This is a genomic window from Bradyrhizobium jicamae (genome assembly GCF_018130695.1).
Lineage (GTDB): Bacteria > Pseudomonadota > Alphaproteobacteria > Rhizobiales > Xanthobacteraceae > Bradyrhizobium > Bradyrhizobium jicamae_B.
The window spans coordinates 129,461-155,653 of record NZ_JAFCJX010000002.1; the positions used below are offsets into that span (position 1 = coordinate 129,461).

Annotated in this window: 24 protein-coding genes; 13 read left to right on the top strand and 11 right to left on the bottom strand. The window is 63.6% G+C overall.

The features are described 5' to 3' along the window. Window positions 1-7: 7 nt before the first annotated feature. The 5 genes from JQ604_RS03360 to JQ604_RS03380 all read right to left on the bottom strand — a co-directional run bounded on the left by JQ604_RS03360 (window position 8) and on the right by JQ604_RS03380 (window position 7,274). Window positions 8-1,444 carry an ABC transporter substrate-binding protein gene (locus JQ604_RS03360; protein ID WP_212352962.1) on the bottom strand — a complete coding sequence of 479 codons (1,437 nt, stop codon included), beginning with the start codon at window positions 1,442-1,444 and terminating at the stop codon, window positions 8-10. Window positions 1,445-2,353: 909 nt separating this feature from the next. Then, window positions 2,354-2,875, bottom strand: coding sequence for a hypothetical protein (locus JQ604_RS03365; RefSeq protein ID WP_212352965.1), 522 nt, complete (start codon window positions 2,873-2,875; stop codon window positions 2,354-2,356). 331 nt (window positions 2,876-3,206) lie between these two features. After that, entirely contained in the window at window positions 3,207-4,118 is a 912-nt protein-coding gene (locus JQ604_RS03370; protein WP_212352967.1) for a 3'-5' exonuclease, read from the bottom strand. Window positions 4,119-4,125: 7 nt separating this feature from the next. Beyond that, window positions 4,126-6,270, bottom strand: a complete 2,145-nt coding sequence (locus tag JQ604_RS03375) for an AAA family ATPase (protein WP_212352969.1) — start codon at window positions 6,268-6,270, stop codon at window positions 4,126-4,128. Continuing rightward, entirely contained in the window at window positions 6,267-7,274 is a 1,008-nt protein-coding gene (locus JQ604_RS03380) for a hypothetical protein (protein ID WP_212352983.1), read from the bottom strand. Before JQ604_RS03380 ends, JQ604_RS03375 begins: the two co-directional genes overlap by 4 nt. A 185-nt stretch (window positions 7,275-7,459) precedes the next feature. Between JQ604_RS03380 and JQ604_RS03385 the strand changes: the two genes are divergently transcribed. Further along, window positions 7,460-7,714 (top strand): helix-turn-helix transcriptional regulator, encoded by a 255-nt coding sequence (locus JQ604_RS03385; RefSeq protein ID WP_036030044.1) that lies wholly within the window; start codon window positions 7,460-7,462, stop codon window positions 7,712-7,714. 11 nt (window positions 7,715-7,725) lie between these two features. Here JQ604_RS03385 and JQ604_RS03390 read toward each other — a convergent pair whose 3' ends face one another. From JQ604_RS03390 to JQ604_RS03410, 5 genes are all read right to left on the bottom strand, one after another. Beyond that, window positions 7,726-8,778, bottom strand: a complete 1,053-nt coding sequence (locus JQ604_RS03390; RefSeq protein WP_212352986.1) for a hypothetical protein — start codon at window positions 8,776-8,778, stop codon at window positions 7,726-7,728. Window positions 8,779-8,784: 6 nt separating this feature from the next. Beyond that, complete coding sequence (locus tag JQ604_RS03395; protein ID WP_210161453.1) at window positions 8,785-9,063, bottom strand: hypothetical protein; 279 nt, start codon at window positions 9,061-9,063, stop codon at window positions 8,785-8,787. Further along, window positions 9,044-9,910 (bottom strand): hypothetical protein, encoded by an 867-nt coding sequence (locus JQ604_RS03400; protein ID WP_212352990.1) that lies wholly within the window; start codon window positions 9,908-9,910, stop codon window positions 9,044-9,046. The genes JQ604_RS03395 and JQ604_RS03400 overlap by 20 nt, the downstream gene beginning before the upstream one ends. Beyond that, window positions 9,911-10,498 (bottom strand): hypothetical protein, encoded by a 588-nt coding sequence (locus tag JQ604_RS03405; protein WP_212352992.1) that lies wholly within the window; start codon window positions 10,496-10,498, stop codon window positions 9,911-9,913. An 845-nt stretch (window positions 10,499-11,343) separates the two neighbouring features. Continuing rightward, window positions 11,344-12,495 carry a LacI family DNA-binding transcriptional regulator gene (locus tag JQ604_RS03410; protein WP_212352993.1) on the bottom strand — a complete coding sequence of 384 codons (1,152 nt, stop codon included), beginning with the start codon at window positions 12,493-12,495 and terminating at the stop codon, window positions 11,344-11,346. Between JQ604_RS03410 and JQ604_RS03415 the strand changes: the two genes are divergently transcribed. From JQ604_RS03415 to JQ604_RS03445, 7 genes are read left to right on the top strand one after another with little or no spacing between them, the layout of a single operon-like run. Continuing rightward, on the top strand, window positions 12,485-13,573 hold the full coding sequence (locus tag JQ604_RS03415) for an ABC transporter ATP-binding protein (protein WP_212352995.1): 1,089 nt from the start codon (window positions 12,485-12,487) through the stop codon (window positions 13,571-13,573). The two genes, JQ604_RS03410 and JQ604_RS03415, sit on opposite strands and share 11 nt — an antisense overlap. Window positions 13,574-13,604: 31 nt before the next feature. Then, complete coding sequence (locus JQ604_RS03420; RefSeq protein WP_249157977.1) at window positions 13,605-14,957, top strand: extracellular solute-binding protein; 1,353 nt, start codon at window positions 13,605-13,607, stop codon at window positions 14,955-14,957. Next, window positions 14,957-15,961: a carbohydrate ABC transporter permease gene (locus JQ604_RS03425; RefSeq protein WP_249157978.1), complete on the top strand. Its 1,005-nt coding sequence runs from the start codon at window positions 14,957-14,959 to the stop codon at window positions 15,959-15,961. Before JQ604_RS03420 ends, JQ604_RS03425 begins: the two co-directional genes overlap by 1 nt. Window positions 15,962-15,977: 16 nt before the next feature. Beyond that, window positions 15,978-16,817, top strand: a complete 840-nt coding sequence (locus JQ604_RS03430; RefSeq protein WP_249157979.1) for a carbohydrate ABC transporter permease — start codon at window positions 15,978-15,980, stop codon at window positions 16,815-16,817. A 4-nt stretch (window positions 16,818-16,821) separates the two neighbouring features. Next, the gene (locus JQ604_RS03435) at window positions 16,822-17,541 is read left to right on the top strand and encodes a cytochrome b561 domain-containing protein (protein ID WP_212352997.1); all 720 of its coding nucleotides are present in this window, start codon (window positions 16,822-16,824) and stop codon (window positions 17,539-17,541) included. Then, entirely contained in the window at window positions 17,541-18,446 is a 906-nt protein-coding gene (locus JQ604_RS03440) for an SMP-30/gluconolactonase/LRE family protein (RefSeq protein ID WP_212352999.1), read from the top strand. Before JQ604_RS03435 ends, JQ604_RS03440 begins: the two co-directional genes overlap by 1 nt. After that, the gene (locus JQ604_RS03445) at window positions 18,446-19,372 is read left to right on the top strand and encodes a YncE family protein (protein ID WP_212353001.1); all 927 of its coding nucleotides are present in this window, start codon (window positions 18,446-18,448) and stop codon (window positions 19,370-19,372) included. The genes JQ604_RS03440 and JQ604_RS03445 overlap by 1 nt, the downstream gene beginning before the upstream one ends. Window positions 19,373-19,411: 39 nt before the next feature. On the opposite strand, the gene JQ604_RS03450 is transcribed toward JQ604_RS03445, so the two are convergent. After that, complete coding sequence (locus JQ604_RS03450) at window positions 19,412-20,080, bottom strand: GntR family transcriptional regulator (protein WP_212353004.1); 669 nt, start codon at window positions 20,078-20,080, stop codon at window positions 19,412-19,414. A 208-nt stretch (window positions 20,081-20,288) separates the two neighbouring features. Here JQ604_RS03450 and JQ604_RS03455 point away from each other — a divergent pair, with 208 nt between their 5' ends. From JQ604_RS03455 to JQ604_RS03475, 5 genes are all read left to right on the top strand, one after another. Then, window positions 20,289-21,806 carry a sugar ABC transporter ATP-binding protein gene (locus JQ604_RS03455; protein ID WP_212353007.1) on the top strand — a complete coding sequence of 506 codons (1,518 nt, stop codon included), beginning with the start codon at window positions 20,289-20,291 and terminating at the stop codon, window positions 21,804-21,806. A gap of 11 nt (window positions 21,807-21,817) precedes the next feature. Then, window positions 21,818-22,897 carry an ABC transporter permease gene (locus tag JQ604_RS03460; protein WP_212353011.1) on the top strand — a complete coding sequence of 360 codons (1,080 nt, stop codon included), beginning with the start codon at window positions 21,818-21,820 and terminating at the stop codon, window positions 22,895-22,897. Window positions 22,898-22,900: 3 nt separating this feature from the next. After that, window positions 22,901-24,001: an ABC transporter substrate-binding protein gene (locus JQ604_RS03465; protein WP_212353014.1), complete on the top strand. Its 1,101-nt coding sequence runs from the start codon at window positions 22,901-22,903 to the stop codon at window positions 23,999-24,001. Window positions 24,002-24,190: 189 nt separating this feature from the next. Further along, a complete protein-coding gene (locus tag JQ604_RS03470) occupies window positions 24,191-25,231 on the top strand; it encodes a 4-hydroxythreonine-4-phosphate dehydrogenase PdxA (RefSeq protein WP_212353017.1) in 1,041 nt (346 codons plus the stop codon). A 62-nt stretch (window positions 25,232-25,293) separates the two neighbouring features. Then, a complete protein-coding gene (locus tag JQ604_RS03475; RefSeq protein ID WP_212353020.1) occupies window positions 25,294-26,181 on the top strand; it encodes an NAD(P)-dependent oxidoreductase in 888 nt (295 codons plus the stop codon). The last annotated feature ends 12 nt before the right edge of the window (window positions 26,182-26,193 follow it).

The following is a 26,193-nucleotide window of genomic DNA, read 5'->3' on the forward strand; positions in this document are numbered from 1 at the left end:
AAAGCAACTATTGCGGGTAGGCGCCGGGCTTTGCGGCCCAGACCTTGTAGACGGCTTTCTGGTTCTCGATGCCGACCTTCTCGGTGATCGCGTCGAATTGTTGCGCCATGCGATCGAGAATGGCCTTGGGATCTTCGCCGGCCCACAGGCTCGAAATCGCCTTGGTCATCGCCTCGTCGTACTTGTCCTGCTGCAGCAGCGAGAGATCGAGCAGGCCCTTCTCGCCGGATGTCTTGATCGTATCGAGATAGGCTGGAGCGTCAGGCCAGAGCGCGCGGTATTTCTCGCTCGCGTAGTGCGAGAGGCGGAACGGATCGCGCAGCGTATAGGGAAGCTGGACGCGCTCGAGGCTGGTCTTCTTGCTGTTCAGCCACTGGATGAAGAGATACGCAGCCTCCTTGTTCTTGCTGGTGGCCGAAACCGACAAGTCGAAGCCGACGCCGAGCTCGGGACGACCGAGAGGCGTGAGCGCGTAGCCGACCTTGCCGGCGACCTGCGATTTCGGCACCCACTTCAAAGCTTCCTCGCCCGAGCCATAGCCCGCGGCCCATCGGCCGTAGGGCGGCCAGGAGATCGTCATGGCGGTCGTGCCCTGAAGGAACGCAGCGAGATTGTCGACGAAATTCCACTGCTCGACGCCCGGAGGCATGAACTTGTTTTCCGCCAGCATCTGCTTGAACACCTTGAGGCCGACCTCGCCATTCACCGCGGCCTTCATGGTGTCGGCATTGAAGAACTTGCCGCCCTCCATGCGGAAGCGCTCCTGGAACATGTATTGCGGATAGGGCGCGGTGCGGAAGAATCCGGCGCCGTAGACCTTCGGCGCCATCTTGTCGGTGATGAACTGGCCGATCTCGTCGAACTGTTTCCAGTCCGTTGGCGGCGCAAGCTCGTAGCCGAACTTGGCCTTGAACGCGTCCTTCATCTTCGGATCGTCGAAGATGTCCTTCCGGTAATAGAGCAACATCACGTCGCCATCGTCCGGGAAGCCATAGATCTTCCCGTCATACTGCATCTGGTTGTCACGGTAGGCGGCCGCGACGTCCTGCAACTCGTCGCGATAACCGAACTTGTCGACATACTTGTCGAGAGGTTCGAGCGCGCCTGCGCGCGCCAAGTCAGGCATCCAGGACGGAATAACGTTCAGTGCGTCATAGGCGCCGGCGCCGGATTTAAAATCCTGCATGATCTTGGTGAACATCTGGTCGGTCGGCACCTCGACCACCTTCACCTTGATGCCGGTGAGCTTCTCCCATTGCGGGCCCGAATAGTTCAACGGATCGAGCGATTGGAGGCCGGCTTCCCAGACGATGCTGATGGTCGTGCCCGCGTACTTCTTCGCGGCTTCGACCGCGGTGTCGGCCGCATCCTTGTCGGCGGCCTGCGCCGCGGCAGTAGTCAGCGCAAGGAGCGCGGCCGCGCCGGCAACTCTTCTGAAGTTCATCCCTTCCTCCTCCTCTTTCAAGCGTTCGAAGACCACAAGTCAGCTTTGGAGCGCTCGTCCCGTAATTCTTCGCCACTCACTCAGCGTGGACGGCCAGGGGTCGTACCAGCACGGACGGGCGGCCGAACAAATCGATCGAATCTATTTGAGGGTTGCCGCGCAGACGCGTCGCCAAGTCGAAGGCCGTCCTGCCAGAAATTCGTTGCGCGATTTGGCTTCGTTGAAGCGCACATCCTCCCCAAAACGCTCAAGAGCTCTCATTTTGGTGATAATCTTCGTTGTGCGGGAACTGCTCGACAAATGAGAAGTTTGCAAGCATCGGTGAGCTGTGTTCACCTGTGCGTCGCTGCCTTTCAGGTCTGGTCCACTCCGCTACCGCAATCTTTCTCGCGCGGCCGATGCAGCTCAGAGGTGTTGGGCGTCTACCCATCTCGGGCATACAAACTAGATTCGGCCATCGCTTCAGTGCAGGGGGCGCTCACTCTCACCGGAGATGAAAAGCACCCACCCGATTGGCAGTTCGACGTTCAACCCTCCACCTCAGTCCGGATAGAGCCCACCCGCCGCTCGGAACGCCTTCAAGAGCGCTTCGGACCACATCGCCATGGCCTTGGCCTTCTCCGGGATGCGCTGCGCCTGGAAATATCAGCGCTTTCCGATGCTCCCGACGCGGTCGAGCTCGTCTCTGCGATCGTCTGGGATCTCGTGGCCGATCACCAGCGATGCCGTGCCCGGCGGCAGGTCCGTGTGGTCGAGGATATGAAGTCGCCGAGTGTGGAACGAATGATGTGCATGGAAATGGCGGGATACCGCGCAGAACATCCCGATGGTTGCCCTGGCGAAGGCCTCTCATGCTGTGCAGGTGATTTGCGAGTGCGGATCCCGAGACGGGACTGTCGCCATTGCTCATCACCCGGGAGGCGAACACTCCTTGCTCGCGCGCTTGATCTTATTCTTCTTACGTTCTTTCGCCGCCTTTTTCCAGTCACGCATGCAGCAGTCGATGATATGGAGGCACAACGGCGGCATTGGCAGCGTGAACTCGTTCTGCGCCTTAATGACGTCGGCCTGCCAGGTGGCGAGCCCCCAGCCAGCTTCGCCGTTCGGATCCCGATAATGCACGTCATCGAGCGCGATCCACGTGGCCGAGCCGCCGCGGTGCCCCGTCAATGCCTTCCAACACAAGCCCCAGCGCCTAGAAGGAGACACGCGCGTTCCCGGCACGAGAGGCGCAGAAGCGCTGGTGTTGCCAAGGTCGTCAACGTGATGTCGTTCGTCGTCGACGACGGCCTTTCGGAAGCGGCCAAAGGAGTTGCCGCCGGGATCTGCGCCCACATGCAGGAATTGGTAGACCTGCATGATGTTTCGATGTCGGGCCGCCTTGGTATCGAGGACGATCTTTTGCAGGATCTCAGCGACAAGGGTGCGCATCCTTCCTTTGGCACGCGCGACCGCAAACTTCGCGGGCCCGACCGGGGCGCAAGCCGCCTGGGATGTGACGATCGGCTTTGTCGCCGTCGTCCCGCGGACTGCAGCTCAAAGAGCTGTATTATATCCCGCGGGGGGGCAGGTTTGCCTAGGGCCAGTTCGCGGCTTGCAGCACTGTTAGAGCAGCATTGCGGCTGCTAGTGGTGGTTCGGAGTCATCCAATCAATTTCTGAAATGCGGCCAGATCCTCAGGAAGCAGGCAGACGCATTGCGCCGGCGAGTTGGACTGAACCTCTCCGTTCACACGTTCCCGGCGACAAGAACACTCTGTCGTTCACCATCTTCCCGAATACCGATCCAGCGCGGTGAATTCCTGCCGCTCGATGTCGATGTCGCGCTGATAGATCTCGGCTCTGAGGAAGCGTAGCTCTGCCTCCAAGTCCTCCTCGTCGATGTCCAGGTACCAGGACTTCGGACGGCCGTCGGCACCGTCGCTCCAACGGTAATTGCGGCGTTTCAGGATGTCCTTTAGCTGGAAGGGGGACTGCAACGCCCAGATCCGCACGGTCTTGCGACGCGCCTGCTCGAGCAGAACGGACAACACCGTGGCGGACGCGCGCGGCAAGGTTTGGCTGAGCAACGCCACGAGTGCGTCGCAGTCGTCGGTCGCCCGATGGGCGTCGTAGAACAGGCCGCATCGCGCCAGAAGGTGCTCGAGCTTCGCTCCGGAGAAGCCGTGCTCCTTCCAGGGGAGGCCGGTTGCGGTGCAGGCCCAAGGCTTGTGCACGAAAATCGGCCAGAACCGTTCGGCAATTCTCCGGTCGAACGAAGCGTTGTGCGCAGCAATTATTTGAGCGTTTTCGACGAATCGAACGACCGCCTCTGCGTCGATAATTTTGCCATCCACCATGGCGTCGGTGATGCCGGTCAGCTCGACGATCTCCGGAGCGATCGGGTGGGAGGGTTGCTGGAATGCCTGGAAGACATCGACGACGCCGAGAACGCGGTCGTCGGCCGAATAGGCGAATTTGACCATGGCGAGTTCGATGACCTCGTCGCGCGCGACGTCGAGACCGGTCGTTTCGACGTCGATGGCGATGCCGATCCTCACGCAACCGTCTGGCCGCAGGTTCGCGGGATACGGCACGAGGCGGCGCAGCACCCTGTAGCGGCCCGTCGCTTCGAGCTGCTTCGCCAGTTCTTCGTTCATACCGGTCGGTATCGTCTCTTCTTTTCGGTTGTACATCGTCTGGTTACCGGATCGCGGGATCGGAGACCGTGGCGTCGCCGTCCTGGATTGACGACGCGGAGGTCCGCGGGAGGACGCTTGCCACGAAAGCGGACTCAAGCGGGTGCCTTGCGACGATGGCATCGATCTCGCCGCGATCGAGATAGCCCGCGGAAAAAAGCGCCTGAGCCAGTGCGTCCAGCGAACGCCGATTGCGTTCGAGGAGGGCGAGCGTTTTTGCGTAAGCTCTCTTCAGGGTCTCGTTGGTAGCCGATCGGAGAGGCTCCGTCATGAGCAGATAACCGTCGTTGAGATCGTCTTCGGCGAGCGTCACGAGGCCAAGGCATCCGAAGCCATATGACGTTTCCATCCGCAACGCGAGGTTGGTCGCTCTGGCAAGATCGCTCCGAGCGGAAGGCCCGCCGGAGCCGGTCGTCGTTTCGGCGAACTTCAACTGCTCGGCCGCGCGGCCGGCGAGGATAGTCGCGAGCAGATCCTCGAGGTGCGCCCGGGTCGGCACCTGCGGCTTGGCCGCCGACGTCTCGGCGTAGCCGCCGTTGCCGTCGATCGAGAGCGATTTCGGCATGCCGATCCCCAGGGCCATATGTGCGATGGCATGGCCGCTCTCGTGATAGGCAACGCGCCAGCGTAGATCGTCGGGCCAGTCGGGCTCTCCGTCCCGAACCGCATCGACGAGGTCCTTTACGGTCAAAGCTCGCTTATCCTTGCGCGCCGCCTCCCGGGCGATGCGAACCCACTTCTCCACGTCGGCGCCGGTGCGTCCACGCGCGGCAAGGGCGGCTTCACGCAGGTCTGCGCCGGCGCAGTCCGATCCGAGATGCGTGCGGAAGATGCCGACCAGACCCGGCATATCCGGCAATCCGATCTCGATGTGATGGTCGAGCCTTCCTGCGCGGACCAACGCGGGGTCCAGACGCGCCGGATCGTTGCAGGAGGCGATCAAGAAGACGCCTTCCGTCTGTTCGAACCCATCGATCATTTCCAGGACGGTGTTCACGATCGCCGTCCACCACGCATCGTGGTCACGACCTCCGCGTGCGGGTATTGAGTTGCACTCGTCAAGATAGATGATGCACGGCTTACGCCGCGCGGCCTCGAAGAAGGTCTCGCGGATCGCGGCGGTGACGTCGCCGAGGTGCCCGGTCTTATGTGCCTGCCAGGCGGCATAGGACGTCGCTATGAAGCTCACGTTCCCGGAAAGCTCCCGGCACAGCGCGCGGGCCAGCGAAGTCTTGCCAGTGCCGGGCGGCCCGCTGAGCAGCAGCCCACGGGGGCATTGGTGCCAAGGCCTCGTCCCGGCGAGATACTCGCGCATCGTCTCCGCCACCTGCATGCAATAGACCTTCGCCTGTCCGAGCCCGGAAAGCTCGGACAACCGCGGACCGGCGTCGATCGGGATCTCGACGAGACGCTGCAGGCGAGCCAGCGAGCGTTCCGCGGACAAGTCCTCCCGCACCGCGATCGCGAGGTCGTTGACGCCGATGCGCCGGCTCGTGGACTCGTCGATCGAGGCTGGCCGATTGCCGGTCACGGCCTCGATGACGCCGGCCACCACGTCGGCGTCGATAGGGGGAACGACGATGCGGTGTTCGGCGATCCGCAGCAGCGCACGAGGCAGCCGATCGCCGGGCCGCGCGATCCCGATCACCGCGCATCGCAGCCTCATCGCGGCCGCGACCGCCTCGTCGTCCTGCGTGGTGACCTTCGATTTGCCGCTATCTGTGAACACGACGACGGAGCTGGTCGCCGGCGAGGAGCGAAAGCGGTCGGCTAGATCGTCGCCGTCGATGAGGGTCGCATCGCTCGCCAACAGCATGCGCAGCATGCTCCTGATCGGCTTCACCAGATCCGGATCGGCCACCTGAATGATGGCGACCATATCGGGCGCCGTCAGCTTGGCGAGGATGTCACGCGAGTTTTCGAACGCACGCCCGAGCAGGATGGCCGACGCCGCTGCATCGGGGGATGGAGGGCGCGATTTCGTGCGGCGACGGGCGTGGTCGCGGTCTTCGTCGGGCAATTGACTTTCGTCGTCCTCGACCGCCGGGAGTTCGCCGGCGAGCCGGGAGAAACCGGCACCGTTGCGCAGTTGATCGAGAAAGGTCTCGGCGAGGGGACGAGAGGAAGCGGCGAGGGATTGCAGGCTCATGCCGGATCCTCGCACGTGCCGGAATTGGCCTTGTTGCTGGGCGCATCGGCCGCGAGCCAGGCGTCTTCGTCGAGGTGCTCGCCCGAGAGCAACTTGGCAGCGAAGGCTCCGCTCCTGCACCGGAATCCGAGTTGCAGCGTCATCTTGTCCTTGGCGCCCGGGACTGCGCCGACCCATTTCTCGGCCTCCATCAGCTCGCGCCGCCTCCGATGATCGTCCGAGAGACCGCCCCGCGTCCGCCGCGCGTAGTCGGCGCCCGGCAACACGTAGAAGCTGCCATTCCACCGGTAGGCGTCCGCCTTCAGTTCACGATGCGAGAGGCGGAAGCGATCGCCTTCGCGCGGTACGGCGATGGCTTCCGTCTCGCTCATCACCACCATCTCGTCGAGGTCCGCGGTCACCGACAGCCTGTGCCGGATGGTCGTAGGAGTGCGCCGGGCATCGTCGATGCAGGTGAAGCCGGCCGCGTGCAGCAGCATCTCCGCATGGCCAACGAGCTGCTCTGCCTCGGCGCGTACACGAAGGCCGCCTCCATAGGGCCTTGCCGAGTTGAGGAGCTTGATATTCAGGTCGGTGCAGATTTGGATGAAGCGGGCTTCGATGTACGACGCCATGACCTTGTCGAGCGTCCCCCCGTCGGCGGTCAGGATGTAGATCTGCGTCGTGCCCTTGATCTCCGGGGGAAGCCTGTCGCCCCACCTGCGCTCCTTGTCGCTGTGGCCGAAATACGGCGGCTGGTTGGAACCCGGCGCAGGGTCAGCGATCGCGTAGACGACGTAGGCGGCCGGATCCAGGAACGCGCGGAGGCGGCCGGCGTCGGTATAGGGGCCGGCGAACAGCGACAGCCGCGACCCCCAGGACTCGATTCGACGCAGGCCAGCGGGGGGGCCGTCCAGATAGATCGTCGTGGCGGCGAACGGACGCTCGAGAGCGTAGGGCGCAGGATCGTTTCGCCCGGAGACGGCGATCTCGTTGGGGAAAGAAGACTGTACGGGCGGTTTCACCGGATCGGCCTCGTCTTGCTGGAGTGGATGTTCGTCATTGATAGATGTCACTTAAGTGACACGTGACACATATGGCTATGTGCCACATAAGTGTCAAGTGACACATAAGGGACATTTGCTTCCGCGCTCGCTCATTAGCCTTCAGCCGGTGTATGGTTAACTCGCAATTCGATTCGGAGCGGGCCGTGGCCGACAAGATTCCCTCCGGGCGCATGATAAGAGCCGCCCGTGGGCTATTGGGGATGGAGCAGAGGGATCTGGCCAGCGAGGCCGGCGTCGACCGGCGCACGATCGCGCGGCTCGAGGCCGAAACCGACCCTCCGAGCAATCCTTTGCGGATCTGGACTTATGAGCAGGTGCGCGACGTTCTGAAGAAGCGCGGCATCATGTTCCTGCATCCGAACAAGTCCCACGGCGAAGGCGTGGCGCTGAAGAACTGAATTTCTGCCGATTAGGCCGGTGGTTGAGCCTGTTTCTTGGCCTTGCCCTCTCGCATGGTTTCGCGCCAGTCCAGCTTGATGACCTGTCGGACGTTCCGGACCTCAGCGGGATCGGCCGTCGGCACCACCCTCTTGCAGGAAGCCGCATTGGCGCGGGCGTAATGAGTGCTCGCCGTCTCGTCGCTTACGTGCCCGGAAAGCGCTGCGATGATGGCCAGGGCCTCCAGCCGTTCGGCTGGGCTTTGACCTTTTCGAACGTAGAAGGCCTTCCAGGCGGCGATGGCGACGTGGCGGGCCGAGTACAAGGTCGGCCACTCGTTGCGGCGGGGCCACAGCGCTCGCGTGATCTCCCAAAGGGCGTGACCGATCGTGTTAAGACGGCGATCGTAGCCGACGTCCCGGGCGATCTCGATCCAGGCGAGGATGTCCTGCACGACTTCGGGCTCCAACTCTTCCCAATACAAGGTCCGGACCGGTCCGTGGGCGCGGCCGTTCGTGGCCTTGGCGTTCTCGACGACGAGCATCCATCGATAGCCGTCGCGGGTGGACTTGCCGAAGCGAGCGCGAGGCCATTCGCAGGGGCGCAGGCCCGTTGTCACCCCTGCCTTGAAGTATAGGACCAGGTCGATCGCGCCCTCCGTCTGCTTGGCCAACGCTGCGTGTCTGATCCGCATCAGGTCCTTCTCGGTCGGCGACTTGTCCTTGGTGCGCGACGTCACCGGCTTCTTCTCCTTCTCGGGAGCCGGCTTCTCATGCTTGAGCCGCTCGATCTCGGTCTTGATTTCCTTGGCGACGGTCTCGCCGACGAGAATGGCTCTGTTCTCCAGCGTGCTGACGACGGCGCTGCGGACGACGCGCCACGAGTTTGCGAGATAATCGCCCTTCTTGCTGATGACGAAATCGACGAGCATGGTCGGCGTCAGGTCGATGGTGTCCGCCCGCTGTCCCGTCGCCTTCGCGAGTTCGCGTTGCGCCGCCGCCGCGAGCTGCCGGCAGCGACGCGCGTAGGCCTTCTTGGTGCCGGGAGATTGTGTCGGCGAGGAAGAGTCTTTCGGCTTCGACATGTTCACCTACCAGTGCAGCCGGTCGCGCACGGCGGCGGCATGACGACGGAGCGCGCCGAGGCGCAGAAGAAGGGGAGCGAGCCCGAGGCGATGCTCGAGCTCGCCGAGGAAGATCAGCGCGTAGAGGCGGCGCCGCGGAAGCAGGCAGGTCACCGCGGCGTGCGGAGGCCGGCGATGGAGGCGGTAGTGCTTCCTGATTCGAGCTTCGGCCCGGCGCTGCAGCGCCGGCGCCTGGGATTCGATCGCGGCCAGACGCTGCAGAAATCTAGCTCGTCGGGTCCGCATCCGTGCCCGCCAGAACCTGCAGCATCTCGCTCTCGGCCTTCATCCAGAACGCCGCCACGTGCGCCTGGAAGGCGCGCACCAGGCAGCGGTTCTCGCTTCCGAACCGCCGCCTCAGCGCGGCCGGCTCCATGTTGATGACCTCGTGCATGGTCAGGCCCGCAGCCTGACAGGCCTGCCAGCTCTCGCCGGCGACCGCCGGCACCTTGATGACAGGCAGGTCTTTCGCCGCTTTCATGAGATCCCTGAAGACGCGCTTCTCTTCGGTTCCGTCCACGAAGCCGAAGGCGCCGTTACGGCGGTTGAGCGCCAGCGCGATGTGGAGGCCGGGCGCGATGTCCTGGGTCAATTCGATCAGTTCGCGCGCCTGAGCCATCCGGTCGGTCAGGGCCGTCGTGGTCACCACGCTGAGACCCTGCATGCCCAGATCCGAGAGCTGAGCATCGAACTGCGTCGCCGCGTAGATCTGGGCACGCAACTGGGAAAGGCCGCCGCCCCAGTCCAGAACGATCACCTGACGTGCCTCGTCGAGAGCTGCCTGCTCCATGATCTCGAAAACCGGCCGAAGCACGGCTGCCTCCGCACCTGCGAGCCTTGCAGCCGCTGCGAAATTCTCCGTGTCGATGTGGACGACGTCGCCCGACTGTCGCGACCGGGCCGCCTTGGATTCGATGCGGATGAACCTGATCGGGATGCCGAACTGGGCGAGCAGCTGCTTCGTGAAATCCGCCAGCGTCGACTTGCCGACGTGGGAGGCGACCGAGACGAACTCGATGAAGCGATACGCGGGTACGAACTCGGTGACGGCGGTCGATGTCTTTGGGGCGTCGAGAGTGATTGTGTCGGGCATTTAGTCCTCCATGGCGCGAGCGAGAAAGTCGATCTGCCGATCTCGGTGGTCGGAGCGGCGGACTGCGGGCGGCTCGGGGCCCGAAGAGGAGACCTGCGTGCCAACTACCAGGTCGGCGTCGCTCGGCATGACGGCCCGCGGCGGCGCGGTTTGGCTTGCGGCGACGAGGTCGGGCTCGGGATCACCGTCATCGTCGTGCCGGCCCCGGAGTTTCGAAATGGGAGATCGACCGAGGGCGCGAACGGGAGGCGGCGTTCGGGTGCGGGGCGGTGAGGAGCGAGAGTTGCCCTTGCCCTTGGACTTGGGCTTGACGCCGGCCCGGCTGATTGCCGACGACAGCGTGGCCGCGGTCAGTGATGCGCCGCCCGGCCCCGTAATGCCGCAAAGGCGGAGGACCTCGACCAGGTCGGCGTGGGTGGCGTGGTAGTCGCGCCGAAGCCGAACCAGCAGCACCAAATGATCGTCGACGATCTGCTGGGTCTGAGCGCGGCCGAACGGACCGCGGCCGATTTCTCGGATCTCATCGAGTTCCTGCCGGATGTCCGGGGGCAGGGCGTCGAGGCATTCCCGAAGCTCCGGCTCGGTCATGATCCCACCTCGCCGAAACGGTCCGTCGGCCCGTGCACGACAGGGCGGCGCAGGCGCGGGCCCCCTTGATTCGCATTTGCACGCAATCTGCACGCAGCGCCGTCCATCGCCGCGGATTTCGGAAAACCGTGGGGGTGTGCAGTCGTGTTAAGTCGTTGAAAGTGCGTGCAGTGGTGGAAGAGCCGGTGCGTTCGGGACGCAGGGGTCGCAGGTTCGAATCCTGCCACTCCGACCAAATTTCATTGAGGTTTTTCGTCGGATTTCGACCCTCGGTCAAGTTGACCACCGTTTCGGCCACTGAAACGTGCTGGGCCCTTTTGACTGATCGCGGACGATTTTGAGAGAAAGCTTATCAGTCTGCCGTGGGGAACCAATCGCTGGAAGTTTTCGAGGGTTAAACATACGCGCCGACTCGACATCCCTCGGCCCAATCGCCTGTTTCTGACTTTGCTCTTGTTGCCTCAGTTCAGCTTGGGCTAGTTCGCCTCGCTCCATGATGGAGCTTCTACCAGGCCTTGTGATTGGTCGGCTGACCTGAAACACCAGCTTGGTTCTTTTTGCAGAGCCGTTGTGCGCCGTTTGAGTCTGGCGGTCGCCGGCTGCTCACCGTTCAGTATCACTGATCGTGGGTTCGACTCCCGCTCTCTCCGTGCGCAAAACTGCGATTTCATGCGTTCCTGTGCGCTTGAATTAGCCTTGTACCGAATACTTGTTCGGTTTGAGGGATGCTGCCAGTCAAAAGAATCCAGCCGCCCGGTACGCGAGATGCCGCGGCGCTCGCGTGCGGGGCAAAGAAGGCTTCGCTGGCTTCGTTCTCCATCCGGCCAGAAGCCGAGGACGGGCATCTATGCACTCTCGCGCATTGTGATCTGAATGGGCAGAATGAGGTTGCGCGGCTCCCTCGCGCTGGTTCGATCCGCGAGCGCGTCAAGCACCGCTTGTGCGGTACGTTGACCGATCGCATGTGCATCGATGCTCACCGTCGTGATGCCGGGATGTGACACGCGCGCCACCTCGAAGTCGCCGAACCCTGCGACCGCAAGGGTTTCCGGGACAGAAATCGCCCTGGACCGGCACGCCATGATCACGCCGAAGGCGAGCGGGTCGGACACGCAGATGATCAAGTCGCTGTCCGGCCATTCTGACAGCACCAGGTCCAATCCGGCCGCGCCGTCCGACATGGTCGCTGGCGGCCGTATGATGTTCGAGAGCCGCGGCTCCAGTCCCAATTCCGCTATGGCAGCGAGATAACCCGCGCGGCGGGCTGCGCCGCGCGTGCCCTCGTCGTCTCGTTCTCCCAGAAAGACGATCCGGCGATAACCTTTCTCCGCCAGCGCCCGCACGAAATCATGCATCGCTTGCGTATTCGAGAACCCGACGCTTCTCCCGATCGGTTTCTTCGGCAGGTCCCACATCTCGAAGACTGGGATTTTGGCCCGGTGGAGCATGGCACGCGTTGCCTTTGTGTGCCCGTCATTCGTCAGCACGATCGCCTCAGGCTTTCTGCGCAGCATCGCCGTCACGAGCGCTTCTTCCTTAACGGCATCGTAGTTGGTGTATCCGAGCAGAAGCTGCAATCCTCTCGCTTCGAACTCGGTCGACAGCGCCTGCGCCGTCTCGCTGAAATGAGGATTGTTGAGCGAGGGGATCAGCGCGGCGACGAAACGGGACCGTCGCGAGGACAGGCTGCCAGCGGTCTGATCGGGCACGTAGCCGAGAGCTGCGACGGCCTTGAGAACGGCAGCGCGCGTGTCGGGCGCCACGGACGTGTCCCGTCGCAGCGCACGCGAGACCGTCATGCTGGAGACGCCGAGTGCGTTCGCCACGTCCCGCATGCGCATAGAATCCTGGTGCCGCTCGGCTTTTCCGCCTCCGTCCATGTCGCGTTCACAGCCTCTTGCGCGGCGCATCTGCGCACTGTATACAGTGTTATCGATAACAATATGAGGATGCCCCTTTTCGCGGGCGAACTCAAGGACCGAGGAAATGCCGAGCATCCAAATCAAGGGTCTTCAAAAGCGCTTCGGCGCGCTGTCCGTGATCGATGGCCTTGATCTCGATATGGCCGACAAGGAATTCACGGTGCTCGTCGGTCCGTCCGGATGCGGCAAGTCGACGACGCTGCGCATGGTCGCCGGACTGGAGGATGCCTCCGGGGGCGAGATCTGGATCGGCAATCGTGAGGTCAGCCGGCTCGATCCGAAAGATCGCGACATCGCCATGGTCTTCCAGGACTACGCCCTGTACCCGCACATGGACGTCGCGAGGAACATGTCGTTCGCGCTGCGTCTTGCGCGCTACCCGAAAGCCGAGATCGATGCGCGGGTGACGCGCGTCGCCGAGCTGCTGTCGATCTCGCATTTGCTGTCGCGCAAGCCCCGCGAACTCTCCGGAGGCCAGCGTCAGCGCGTGGCGATGGGGCGCGCGCTGGTCAAGGACGCATCGGTTTTCCTGTTCGACGAGCCGCTGTCCAATCTCGACGCCAAGCTCCGCAGTCAGATGCGCGCCGAGCTCGCGTTGATGCGCAAGCGGGTCGAGAAGAACATGATTTACGTGACCCACGACCAGATCGAGGCCATGACACTTGGTGACCGCATCGTGGTGATGCACGGCGGCAAGATCCAGCAGCAGGGTTCGCCGTCCGATCTCTATCGGCGGCCCGCCAATCTCTTTGTCGCGGGCTTCATCGGCTCGCCGCCCATGAACGTGCTGCGGGGCGAACTGTCCGAGGCAGGCGGCCGTCTTTGCGTCCGCGGCAGCGGGTTCGATCTGGCGCTGCCGGACCAGCGTGGTGCGGCCTTGGCCGGGCGGCGCGATCGCGCGGTGATCGTCGGCTTGCGACCGTCCTCCATTCGTAGCGGTGCGACCCAGGATGGCGCCTCCAGCCTCTCGGTGAATATCCGGCTTGCCGAGTATGTCGGCGCTCACTCCGTCCTGATTGCCGATTGCGGCGGCGAAGCCGTCACCATCGAGGTCAATTCCGAGTCGCCCTTTGCGAGCGAGGGCGCCGCGCAGTTCTGGGTCGAACCCGAGAGCATTCACCTGTTCGACCCGGTGACGGAAGCCGCCATCTGAATTCAAAAAATAGATTTACGAGGGAGCAATCATGATCACGCGACGCGACGGACTGAAGGGAATGACGGCGGCAGCCCTGTCCACGGCGCTGTGGCCATCGGCAAGCCGAGCCAATCCCTATACGCGCTTCAAGGGAACGACCCTCGTCGTCAACTTCCCGGCGCATCCGCATTATGATGCCGTGAAGAAGGTGCTTCCGCAATTCACGGCCGAAACCGGCATCAAGGTCGAGCTCGACGAGTTGCAGTACATGCGGATGCATGACAAGCAACTGCTGGAGATGTCGAAGCCCGGCGGCGGTGACTACGATCTGATCGCCTATGTCGTGTTCTGGAAGTCGGAGTACGCCAACAAGGGGCTCATCGAGGAACTCGGACCTCTGTTCCAGAAAGAAGGCCTCGCGCTTCCGGACTACGACTTCTCGGATTTGATACCCGGCTATGTCGAGAATATCGGGCTCGTCGGTGGTCCGAAGGGCTATCTCGCCGGCCCCGGTGCCAAGCTCTATGGCGTTCCCTTCGGAGCCGAGACCTCCGTGCTCGGTTATCGCAAGGACATCTTCGAGAAGCACGGGCTCAAGGTGCCCGAGAACTATAGCGAGCTGGAGACACTGCTGACGAAGATTCCCGAGCTCGAAAAGGGCATGGGGGCCTTGTCATCCCGAGGCCAAACCGGGGCCATGGTGACCCATGCCTACGCGCTTCACCTCAATCCGCTGGGCAGCCGCTTCTTCGATAGCAACTGGCAGCCCACCTTCAACAACCCGCGCGGCGTTCAGGCGGCCACACTCCTGAAAAAGATCATCGACACCGGCCCCGAGGGCGGCGCTTCGTTCGGTTTCGATGACATGAAGAACGCCTTTCTTCAGGGGCGCTCGGCGATGTTTCTCGATTCGATCGCGGTCGCGGGCGAGGCTGATGACCCCGCGAAGTCGAAGATCGCGGGCAAGGTCGGTTGGGCGGTCCACCCCTATGGGGTCCGCCGCTCGTCGCAATCCGGCGGCTTCGGGATCGCGATCCCGAAGAACGCGGCCAACAAGGAAGCTGCGTTTCTGCTGATGCAATGGCTGACGTCGAAGAAAGCCGACCAGGCGATTGCCGCGGCAGGCGGCTCGCCCTCGCGCATGTCGACCTACCGCGACGCTGATCTTCAGGCGCGCTATCCGCAATACAAAGTCTTCGCAGAGGCGCTTCTCTACGCCGATCCCGACTGGCGGCCCATCATCAACGAATGGAATGAGCTCGCCGGCTCGGTGATCGGGGTGGCGCTCGGCGACATCGTCACCGGCCAGAAATCGCCTCAGGCCGCGCTCGACGACATCGTGCCGCGGGTGAAGGCCATCATGGAGCGCGGCGGCTACTACGCGTCAAACGGATCCAGGTGATGCAATTGTCTGACGGCTTCGAAGGGAAGTTGATGCCGGCCGGCGCAACCGCGGGGGCGGCCGTTCCAACGCCATTGCGCGGAACGGCCAAATATCTGCCGCTCCGAAAGGCGCTCAATCGCGCCGCCCCTTACGTCTTCATCGCACCGGCCGCAATCATCACAACGCTGGCGCTTGCCTATCCAATGCTCCAGTCCGTATGGCTCTCGTTTCGTGACTGGTCGCTCGGGACGCCGCTCGGCCAATCGCGTTTCGTTGGCCTCGCCAATTACGAGTGGTTGCTGCACGATCCGAATTTCTGGGCGTCGGCGGCGGTGACGTTGACCTTCGCCTTTGCCGTCGTGGTCGTGGAGGTCCTCCTGGGCGTGATGCTCGCCATCCTGCTGGACCGCGAGCTCCGCTTCGTGTCGCTGTTCCGGACGATCTTCATCCTGCCGATGATGGTGGCGCCGATCGTCGTCGGACTGGTCTGGCGTTACATGTACAACGAGCAGTTCGGGACATTCGCGCACCTGCTGAAGGCGCTCGGGTTCGCGCCGGTGCCGTGGCTGTCCTCCCCGAAGCTTGCCCTGATCTCCGTGATCATCGCCGACGTCTGGCAATGGACTCCCTTCATCTTCATCCTATCGCTAGCCGCTCTGCAGTCGCTGCCGGCGTCCGCCCTCGAAGCGGCACGGATCGACGGCGCGACCCATTGGCAGATGGTCTGGCATATCAAGGTGCCGCTGATGATGCCGGTGATTGCCGTGGCCGCTCTGCTGCGCCTCATCGACGCCTTCAAGGTGCTGGAGGTGATCTACATTCTGACCGAAGGTGGTCCAGGCCTGTCGACCGAGATCATGTCGCTTCACATCTACAAGACCGCTTTCGTCAGCCAGCAACTCGGCCAGGCTGCAGCGCTGTCGAACATGCTGCTTCTGATCGTGCTGGCGTTGACCGTGATCTTCGCTGCGCTCACCGCTGTACGACAGCGTCGCGAGAAGCTGGCGGCGGCTCGCCGATGAAGGATTAACGGGAAACATGTCCATGACTTCGTCCTCGATCCGCCGTGCGACGCCGGCCAGCTACGCGATCGTGTTCGTATTGGCACTGGTCGCGCTCGGTCCGATCCTGGTGATGCTGACGACCTCGCTGAAGCTCAAGACCCAGATCTTTGGCGAGGGGGCTTCGTTCTTCTTCATGCCGACCTTGCAGAATTATGATGCGGTCCTGTCGGACGGCCAGAACGTCAGATACCTGACGAACTCGCTGATCGTCGCCTGCGTCTCGACGATCCTGACGCTCGGTTTCGGTTGCACGGCAGCGTACGCCATCGTGCGGTTTCGCTTTCTTGGCCGCGACGTCGCATCGACGGCGACCTTGCTGATGCGCATGGTGCCGCCGGCTGTTCTGACGGTGCCGGTCTTCACCATCTGGACCTATCAGTACGGCCTGAACAACACGCTCACCGGCGTGATCCTGGTTTATACCGGTCTCAATCTTCCATTCGTGATCTGGATCTTGCAGAGCTTTCTCGTCCAGGTGCCGCGACAGCTCGAAGAGGCGGCGAGGATGGACGGCGCCAATCCGTATCAGATCTTCTTCATGGTGGTGCTGCCGCTGATCAAGCCGGGCCTTGCTGCGGCTGCGATCTTCACATTCCGGATTGCCTGGAATGAATTCATCCTGGGCCTGGTGCTGACCAATCGCTTTACCCGGACGATGCCCGTCAAGGTGTCGCTCTTCATCAATGAGCACAATATCGAGTGGGGACAGATCATGGCGGTCGGGGCGTTGATCGCGATTCCTCCGCTCGTCTTTACCTTCATGGCGTCGCGACAGATCATTACGGGCATGACCGCCGGAGCGGTGAAGGGTTAGGGCCATGGTCGAATGGCTGCTGGCTCCCATCGACGCCGGCCGGGCACATCTCGTCGATGGCGCGCTCGCCTGGCATGGCCGGTTCATGGTCGCGGCGTGGGGCCTTCTCCTGCCGCTCGGCGTTCTCGTGGCGCGCTTCTTCAAGGTCCTGCCATGGCAGGACTGGCCGCGAGAAACCGACAATCGACTCTGGTGGCATGCGCATCTCTGGCTGCAATACTCCGGCGGAATATTGATGCTGGCCGGATTGAGCACCTTGATGGTCGGTCATGGTTGGCACGGCATCGCCCATCCGCACGCGTTGCTTGGCTACCTTGTGCTGGCTTTGGGGGCTGTTCAATTCGCCGCCGGCTGGCTGCGGGGCTCGAAGGGCGGGCCGACGGCCGCAATTCTCCGCGGTGATCACTATGACATGACATCGCGTCGGCGAATTTTCGAGTATCTTCACAAGAGCCTCGGCTACATCGCTCTCTTGCTGGCCTGCGCCGCCATCCTGTCCGGTCTCTGGCTGGCGAATGCGCCGCGATGGATGTGGTTGGTGATCCTTGGCTGGTGGGCATTGTTGGGGACGATGTTTGTGATCCTGCAGAGACAGGGGCGCGCCATAGACACCTATCAGGCGATCTGGGGGCCGGATCTCGACCATCCCGGCAACCTCGCTCGGCCGATCGGCTGGAGCGTGCGACGCTTGCCGCTCACCAATCCACCGGAGAATCAAGGTTGATGCTCGATTTCATCTCCCATGATCCGCGCTTCAATGCGCTCGTGATCGGCCATGCGAAGCTAGAGAAACTGTGGACGGGCTGCCGCTGGGCGGAAGGCCCCGCCTACTTCCCGGCGGGCCGTTACCTCGTCTGGTCCGATATCCCGAACAACCGGATGATGCGTTTCGACGAGACGGATGGCTCGGTCTCCGCTTTCCGGCAGCCCTCCAACAATTCCAATGGCAACACGACGGATCGGGAAGGGCGGCTCGTCACCTGCGAGCATCTGACGCGACGCGTGACGCGCACCGAGCACGATGGCTCCATCACGGTGCTCGCCGACCAATGGCAGGACAGGCGGCTCAACTCTCCCAACGATGTGGTCGTGAAGTCCGACGGATCGATCTGGTTCACCGATCCGAGCTACGGGATCGAGAGCGACTATGAAGGCGAGGCGGCGGAGGCGGAGCAGGAGGGCTGCTTCGTCTACCGTATCGACCCGCGAAGCGGAGCGGTGGATGCGGTCATCCGCGATCGGGTGCGGCCGAACGGCCTGGCTTTCGCGCCGGACGAGCGACAACTCTTTGTCGTCGACACCGGCGCTTCTCACGTGCCCGGGCTGCCGGTCACGATCCATGCCTATTCCGTGGATGGCGAAGGACGCAGCCTCGGGCCGCCGCGCCTGTTTGCGACCTGTCCTGAGGGCTTCTTCGACGGCTTCCGCGTCGATAGTGCGGGCAATGTCTGGACGTCCGCTGGGACCAATGTGTTCTGCTATGCGCCGGATGGTACCCATCTGGGCACGATCCCGGTCGGCGAGATCGTCGCCAACGTTTGCTTCGGCGGGCCAAAGCGCAATCGGCTCTACATCTGTGGTCAGACCTCGCTGTACGCCATCTATCTGAAGGTGCGCGGAGCAGTGTGATGTCCGAAACCCTCGCAATCGTCGAAAAGAGCGCGCATCGGCTGGCGTTTTATGATCTCGCGGAAGGTCGGCTGGTCGACACGATCGACCTGCCTGAATTCCCGCATGAGATCGCGCTCAGTCCCGATGGCCGCACTGGCTTCATCGGTCATTACGGCGCTTGGAACTCCGCGGATCCGCGCCGCGGAGGCTCTGAGGTGTTCGTGATCGACCTACGCGAGCGGCGGCTGGCACATACCATCGACTTGCGTCCGTTTCGCCGGCTGCACGGCCTGCAATGCGACGCCCGCGGCCGCCTGTTCGTGCTGGCCGAAGCCGACGACATGCTGTGCGTGGTGGAAAATCCACAAACCGATGCGCGGCCGGACCGCGCCGTTCGAACCGGCGGCGTGAAGGGTCATCTGGTCGCTGTCACGCGCGACGGCGAGACGGCGTTCTGCTCCAACCTGCTGTCGCATTCGATCACAAAGGTGGCGCCGTTCAGCGCGGAGACTGTGCCGGTGGCGATCGAGCCCGGCCTGAGGCCCGAAGGATTGTGCCTGTCCGCGGACGAGAAACGCCTCTATGTGCTCAACCGCGGCGATGGCTCGCTCGTCGAGATCGACACCGCAACGTGCAAGATCGTGCGGAAAACCTCGATCCGCGGGGAGGGCACCCGAATCTATCGCAACGGTGCCGAGCGGCTGCTGCTGGCGAGCTATATTGACGAGAGCATTTCGATCCTGGAACGGGCGACGTTGCGCGAGATCGGCTATTTGCGCCTTGGCGGCCGGGCCACCGCGGCCTCGCTCCATCCCGAGCGGCGCGAAGCCTACGTATCGCTGGAAAACGATCAACTCGTTCGCGTCGATCTCGTCAACTTCACGGAGATCGGCCGCTTTGCCACCGGGCGCGAGCCGGATCTGTCGGTACTGGTCCGATGCTGACGCGCGGCGCGGGTGAAGGGCGGTGGGCGAGCCGCCATCCTACAGCGTGTCTTTGACCCGCAACAGCGTCTGATCCATGTGGCGGCCCATCACCTCGGCAAGCGCATTCCCGTCACGTTCCGTGAGCGCCTTGATCATCTCCTCATGTTCGGCAACGGCGCCGGCCCATTTCGTGGGCTCCTGATTGCCGAGATAGCGGATGCGCTTCAATCTCGCCTGGATCAGCCCGTGCAGATCGGCAATGACCGGATTGCCACCAAGCCGCACCAGCTCGGAATGAATCTCCTGATTGAGCTTGTAGTAGCTGAGACGATCGCGCTTCCTGTACTCCTGCACCATGGTCTTGTGCACCTTCACGAGCGCCTTGATCTCCGCATCGGTCGCATTCGTGCACGCGGCCCTGGCGGCGGACATCTCGAACAGCTTGATGGTCTCCAGCATGTTCGCGACGTCGGTGCGGGTGAAGCGCCGGACCACCGCGCCCTTGCTCGTGACCAACTCGATCAGTCCTTCGCCGGCGAGCGTCTTGATTGCTTCGCGCAGCGGCGTGCGCGAGACGCCGAGACGCGCGCCAAGCTCGGTCTCGTTGATCCGCGTGCCGGCCTCCAGCACACCTTCGATGATCATGTCGCGCAAGCGAGGAAGCACTTCGCCGTGGAGCGTGCGCTTGTGAATCGGCTCCACGTGATCAGTGGTCTGTTGGGCCATGGCTAAACTCGATGGATTTGATTCAGCGATCCCGCGTTAGACCCCGGGATGCAGAAAACCTCAAGGGAAACACGCATTTAGTCCACTATATACTGTGCTCAGGGGGTGGGACATGGATTTGTCATCAGACGTATTGCCACACCTGTCATCTTATGCTTATTCTACATAGAAAGTACTGCATACAGTATAAACTGTGGGGAGGATAGGTATGTCAGGCCGCGGGAGCGGCGCGGACACCGCGCTCATACGCTTCGATGGCATCGTCAAGCGGTTCGGCGGCACGCTCGCGCTGCGCGGCGTGACGCTCGATCTCCGCCCGGGCGAGATCCTGGCGCTGCTCGGCGAGAACGGCGCCGGCAAATCCACCCTCATCAAGACACTGGCCGGCATCGTCGAGCCGACTGAAGGGGCCATCCACTATCGCGGCGCGCCCTATCGCCATCGGCCGCCGAAATTCGGCGAGCGCCAGCCGGTTGCGTTCATCCATCAGGACCTCGGTCTGATCGATTGGATGACCATCGCCGAGAACATCTCGCTTGCGCTCGGCTATCCCCGGCGCCGTGGTTGCATCGACTGGCGTGCCGCCGAGCGGGCGACCGCCGAAGCGCTGGCGCAGGTGGATTGCCCGCTCGACCCGACCATGCGCGTGCGTGACCTGACGCGCACGGAGAAATCGCTGGTGGCGATCGCGCGCGCCCTTGCCGTGAAATCCGACGTGTTGGTGCTGGACGAGCCGTCGGCATCGTTGCCGGCCGACGAGGTGCATCGGCTGTTCGCGGCGTTGCGCCCGCTGAAGGCGCGCGGCGTCGGCATGATCTACGTCTCGCACCGCCTCGACGAGGTGTTCGAGATCGCCGACCGCATCGCGGTGCTGCGCGATGGGTCGCTGGTCGGCGAGCGCAACGTTGCGGAGACGACCCCGGAGGAACTGGTCTCGCTGATCGTCGGCAAGACCCTCGAGCGTTTCCAGGGATCGCCGCGCTCCGGCGAGCGCGTGACGCGCCTTGCGGCGCGTGGCCTCGCGGTCGAGGGCGCAGGTCCCGTCGATTTCACCATCGCCACCTCGGAAATCGTCGGTCTCGTCGGCTTGCGCGGCGCCGGTCACGAGCGGATCGGCCGCGCGTTGTTCGGCGCCATGGCGCATCACGGTGACATTCTGCTCGACGGCGAGCCGTTGGCGCTGAACGAGCCCGCGGATGCGATGCGCGCCGGCATCGGCCTGATCGCCCGCGACCGTGTCGACGAGTCGACCGCGGCCGGGCTCTCGATCCGCGAGAACACCTTCCTCAATCCGCTGGCGATGGGCCGGAAGCTGTCGTCGCTGCTGACGCCGCGCCAGGAAGCGCGCAACGCCTATGAGATTGGCGTGCGCGTCGGCCTGCGGCCGAATGCGCCGGATCTCGCCATCGAAGCGCTGTCGGGCGGCAACCAGCAGAAAGTCGTGGTGGGGCGCTGGCTCACCATCGGCGGCAAGGTGCTGATCGCCGAGGATCCGACCGCCGGCGTCGATGTCGGGGCGAAGGCCGAGATCTACCGGCTGCTCGACGAGGCGCTCGCGACCGGGCTGTGCGTCGTCGTCGTCTCCACCGATTTCGAGGAGGTCGCGCGGCTTTGCCACCGCGCCCTGGTGTTCTCGCGCGGCCAGATCGTTGCCGAGCTTGCGGACGGCGACATCACCATCGAGCGGCTGATTCACGCCGCCTCGGTTTCCGCGCACGCAGCTTGAGGGAGAAGGAAGTGGCGTCATCAATCAAATCCACGGCGCTGGAGCCGACCCGTTTCGAACTGGCGAAGGCCACCCGGCTCGAGCAAGTCAAGCGCCTCGCGCCGGTCTACGGCCTCGTCATCCTGGCGGTGCTGCTTGCGATCCTGTTCTCGATCCTGCTGCCCGCGACCTTTCCGACGATGATCAATCTGCGCTCGATCATCGGCGACAAGGCGATCATTGCCATCCTGTCGCTCGCGGTGATGATCCCGATGGTCACCGGCAAGATCGACCTCACCGTCGGTTACGGCATCGTGCTGTGGCACATCCTCGCCATCTCGCTGCAGACCCAGTTCGGCTTTCCGTGGCCGCTCGCCGTGCTGACCGTGCTGCTGCTCGGTGCCTGCGTCGGCTTTCTCAACGGCGTGTTGGTCGAGATCGCCCAGATCGATTCGTTCATCGCGACGCTTGGTACCGGCACCATTCTCTATGCCGGCGCGATGTGGCACTCGCAGGGACGGCAGGTGGTCGGGGTCGCGGCCGACGGCTTCTATGCCCTCGCCGGATCGTTTTTTCTCGATCTGCCGGTCACGGGCTACTACGTGCTCGGTCTTTCGCTGACGCTCTGGATTGTGCTCGAGTACCTGCCGATCGGCCGCTACTTCTATGCCATCGGCGCCAATCCGAAGGCGGCTGCGCTCAACGGCATTCCGGTGCGCCGTTTCACCGTCGTTGCGTTCGTGTCCTCGGGCCTGCTCACCGCGTTCGCCGGCGTGCTGCTGGCATCGCGGCTGCGCATCGGCCAGGCGAGCGTTGGCCTCGAATACCTGCTGCCGGCGCTGGTCGGCGCGTTCCTTGGATCGACGACGATCAAGCCTGGCCGCGTCAACGTCTGGGGCACCATCGTCGGCGTCGCGATCCTCGCTATCGGCATCTCGGGTATCCAGCAGTTCGGCGCGTCGTTCTTCGTCGAACCACTGTTCAACGGCGTCACCTTGCTGGTCGCTATCGGCATTGCCGGCTACGCGCAGCGGCGGCGTGGTGCCGGGTCCGCGCGCGTGCCAGTGCAAGACCCTTCGACACGTTCCACTACAACAACCAGGGGAGAATGAAACATGACGAAGACGATATTGCTGGCGAGCGTCTGCGTGCTCGCCATCACGGCGACGGCAGTCCGTGCCGATGACTACGTGGACATGGCGACGAAGAAGGCCGCGGCGGCGACGGGCCGCGCCGACAAGTGGGACGGGCCGACGACGGGTCCGAAGGCTGCGCCGGGCAAGACCATCGTGTTCGTCGCCGGCGATCTCAAAAATGGCGGCATTCTCGGCGCCTCGGAGGGCGTCAAGGAAGCGGCGAAGGCGGCGGGCTGGAAAGTCACCGTCATCGACGGGCAGGGAACGGTGTCCGCACGTACCGCCGCGATGAACCAGGCGCTGACGCTCAAGCCCGACGGCATTGTCGTCGGCGGCTTCGACACCAAGGAGCAACAGGTCGCATTCGACGCGGCGGCGAAAGCCGGCGCCATCGTCGTCGGTTGGCATTCCGGTACCAAGCCGGGGCCGGAGCCGGAAGCCGGCATCTACGCCAACGTGACGACGTCGCCGCAGGACGTGTCGGAGACCGCGGCGTACCAGGCGATTGCCGATTCCGGCGGCAAGGCCGGCGTCATCATCTTCACCGACACGCAGTATGAGATCGCCGTGTTCAAGGCGCGGGCCATGGAGGCGGCCATCAAGAAATGCGGCGGCTGCACCGTGCTCGAATTCGTCGATTCCCCGATCGCCGAAAGTTCGCAGCGCATGCCGCAGCTGACGACGACGCTGCTGCAGAAGTACGGCGCGAAATGGACCCACTCGCTCGCCATCAACGATCTGTATTTCGATTTCATGGGACCCTCGCTCGCGGGTGCAGGCATGAAGGGCGACGGCGCGCCCAAGGCGATCTCTGCGGGTGACGGTTCGGAATCGGCATTCCAGCGCATCCGCGCCAAGCAGTATCAGGCCGGCACCGTGCCCGAGCCGCTCAACGAGCAGGGCTGGCAACTGGTCGATGAGCTCAATCGCGCGTTCAACAAGCAGCCATGGTCGGGGTTCGTCTCCGGGATCCATCTGGTGACGGCGAGCAACATCGCCTACGACGGCGGCCCAAAGAACGTCTTCGATCCCGACAACGGCTATCGCGATCACTACAAGACGATCTGGGGTGTGAAGTAGGACAGGAGGGCGCCCCGGATTTCGTCCGGGGCGTCCTTCCGGCGGCGCGGGATTCGCGAAACCTGGCTTGAACAAGCCCTTCACGCCCCAGACTCCGCCTCGTCAAACTGTATACTGCATGTAGCATACTTGACGGACGGCCTGCGTCTGGCTACACGTCGGGACATGCTTTCGAATGTGAGGACTCAAATGGACGTCGCCACTGCACCGAGCCCACTTCGCCCCCGTATCGCGCTTGCGATGGGCGACCCGGCCGGCATCGCCCCGGAGCTGACCGCGCGGTTGCTCGCAGATCGCGAGGTCACCTCCGCGGCGCAGCTCCTCGTCATCGGCGATCGTCGCGTGCTGGACGAGGGCGCGCGTGTCGCCGGCGTGACCCCCGATCTCGTCCATGCCATTAGCGAGGACAGCATTCCCGCGGTACACGAGCGGCCGGTGCTGCTCGACCTCGGCCATCTCGATCCAAAGAAAGTTCCGGTCGGTCAGATCTCGATGGCCGGCGGAAGCTTCGCGCTCCAGAACTTCAAAAGCGCGCTGAAGCTGGCGAGCGCGGGGCGCGTTGACGTCGTCACCTTCACTCCCTTCAACAAGGCGGCGATGCGGCTGGTGCATCCGGGCTACGAAGACGAGATCGTGTTCGTCACCGAGATGCTGGACTTCAAGGGCGTTGCCAGCGAATTCAACATCCTTCCGCAGCTGTGGAATGCCCGCGTCACGTCCCACGTCCCGATCTCCGGGGTTGCGTCCCTGATCACCGGCGAGGGCATTCTGCGTGGATTGCGCCTGACCAACGAGGCGATGAAGGACGGTGGATTCGCAGCGCCTCGAATTGCAGTCGCCGGTCTCAACCCGCATGCGGGGGATGGCGGCAATTTCGGTCGCGAGGAGATCGACGTGATCGAACCGATCCTCGCCGTCGCGCGCAGCGAAGGCATCAACTGCCACGGACCGCTGCCGCCCGACACGGTCTTTGTGCGGGCCCGCAAGGGTGAGTTCGACGCCGTCCTGACCATGTACCACGACCAGGGCCAGATCGCGATGAAGCTGATCGGCTTCGATCAGGGCGTCACGCTGCTCGGAGGCTTCCCGTTTCCGCTGCTCACGCCGGCGCATGGCTCGGCCTACGACATCGCCGGCAAGGGTCTCGCCGACCCCGGCGCGAGCCGTGCCGCGCTGTTGCTCGCGGCGCGCATGGGCGCACAGCGCCGGCGCGCGGCGGTCGCTGCCTGACGCGGAACAGCGGCGTCCGCCGCAGTTCGACTCCGTTACATCGTCCCAGAGGACATCGAGCCATGAGTGAAGCCAAACCGGCGGTCGCCTTTCTCGGCATCGGGCTGATGGGCGGGCCGCAGGCGCGCAACCTCCTGAAAGCCGGCTTTGCCGTTACGGCCTGGAATCGGTCGATCGCGAAAGCCGAGGCACTGATCCCGCATGGCGCGCGCGTCGCGGCGTCGGCGGCAGATGCGGTGCGCGAGGCCGATATCGTCGTGATTATGCTGGAGAACGGTCTGGTCGTGGCGGGCGTGCTGTTCGAGCAAGGCGTCATGCAGGCACTCAAGCCGGGATCGGTCGTGATCGATATGAGTTCGATCAAGCCGGCGGAAGCCAAGGAGCATGCGCTCAAGCTCGCCGAACGGGGCGTTGCGCATCTCGATGCGCCGGTGTCGGGCGGCACGATCGGCGCCGAGCAGGGGACGCTCGCGATCATGGCCGGCGGCGACGCGGGCGCCTTTGCAAAGGCTGAATTCGTGCTGCGTGCGATGGGCCGCCCGGTCCATGTCGGGCCCGCCGGCGCCGGCCAGTTCGCCAAGCTCGCCAACCAGGTGATCGTCGGCGTCACCATCGGCGCTGTCGCCGAAGCCCTGATGCTGGCGCAGCAGGGGGGCGCCGATCCGGCCAAGGTGCGCGAAGCCTTGCGCGGCGGCTTTGCGGAAAGCCGTATTCTCGACCTGCACGCGCAACGCATGATCGAGCGTGATTTCGTCACCAAGGGCCGGTCGGTGACGCATCTGAAGGACCTCGACAATGCGCTCGATGCGGCGAGTCGCCTCGATATCGCGGCGGTCCCCTTTACCGCGCTGACGGCCGATCTGTTTCGCGGCCTGTTGGCCAATGCCGGCGATCTCGATCACAGCGGCCTGATCGTCGAGCTTGAACGGCGCAACGGCATCGCCGCCTGATCGCTGCTGCTT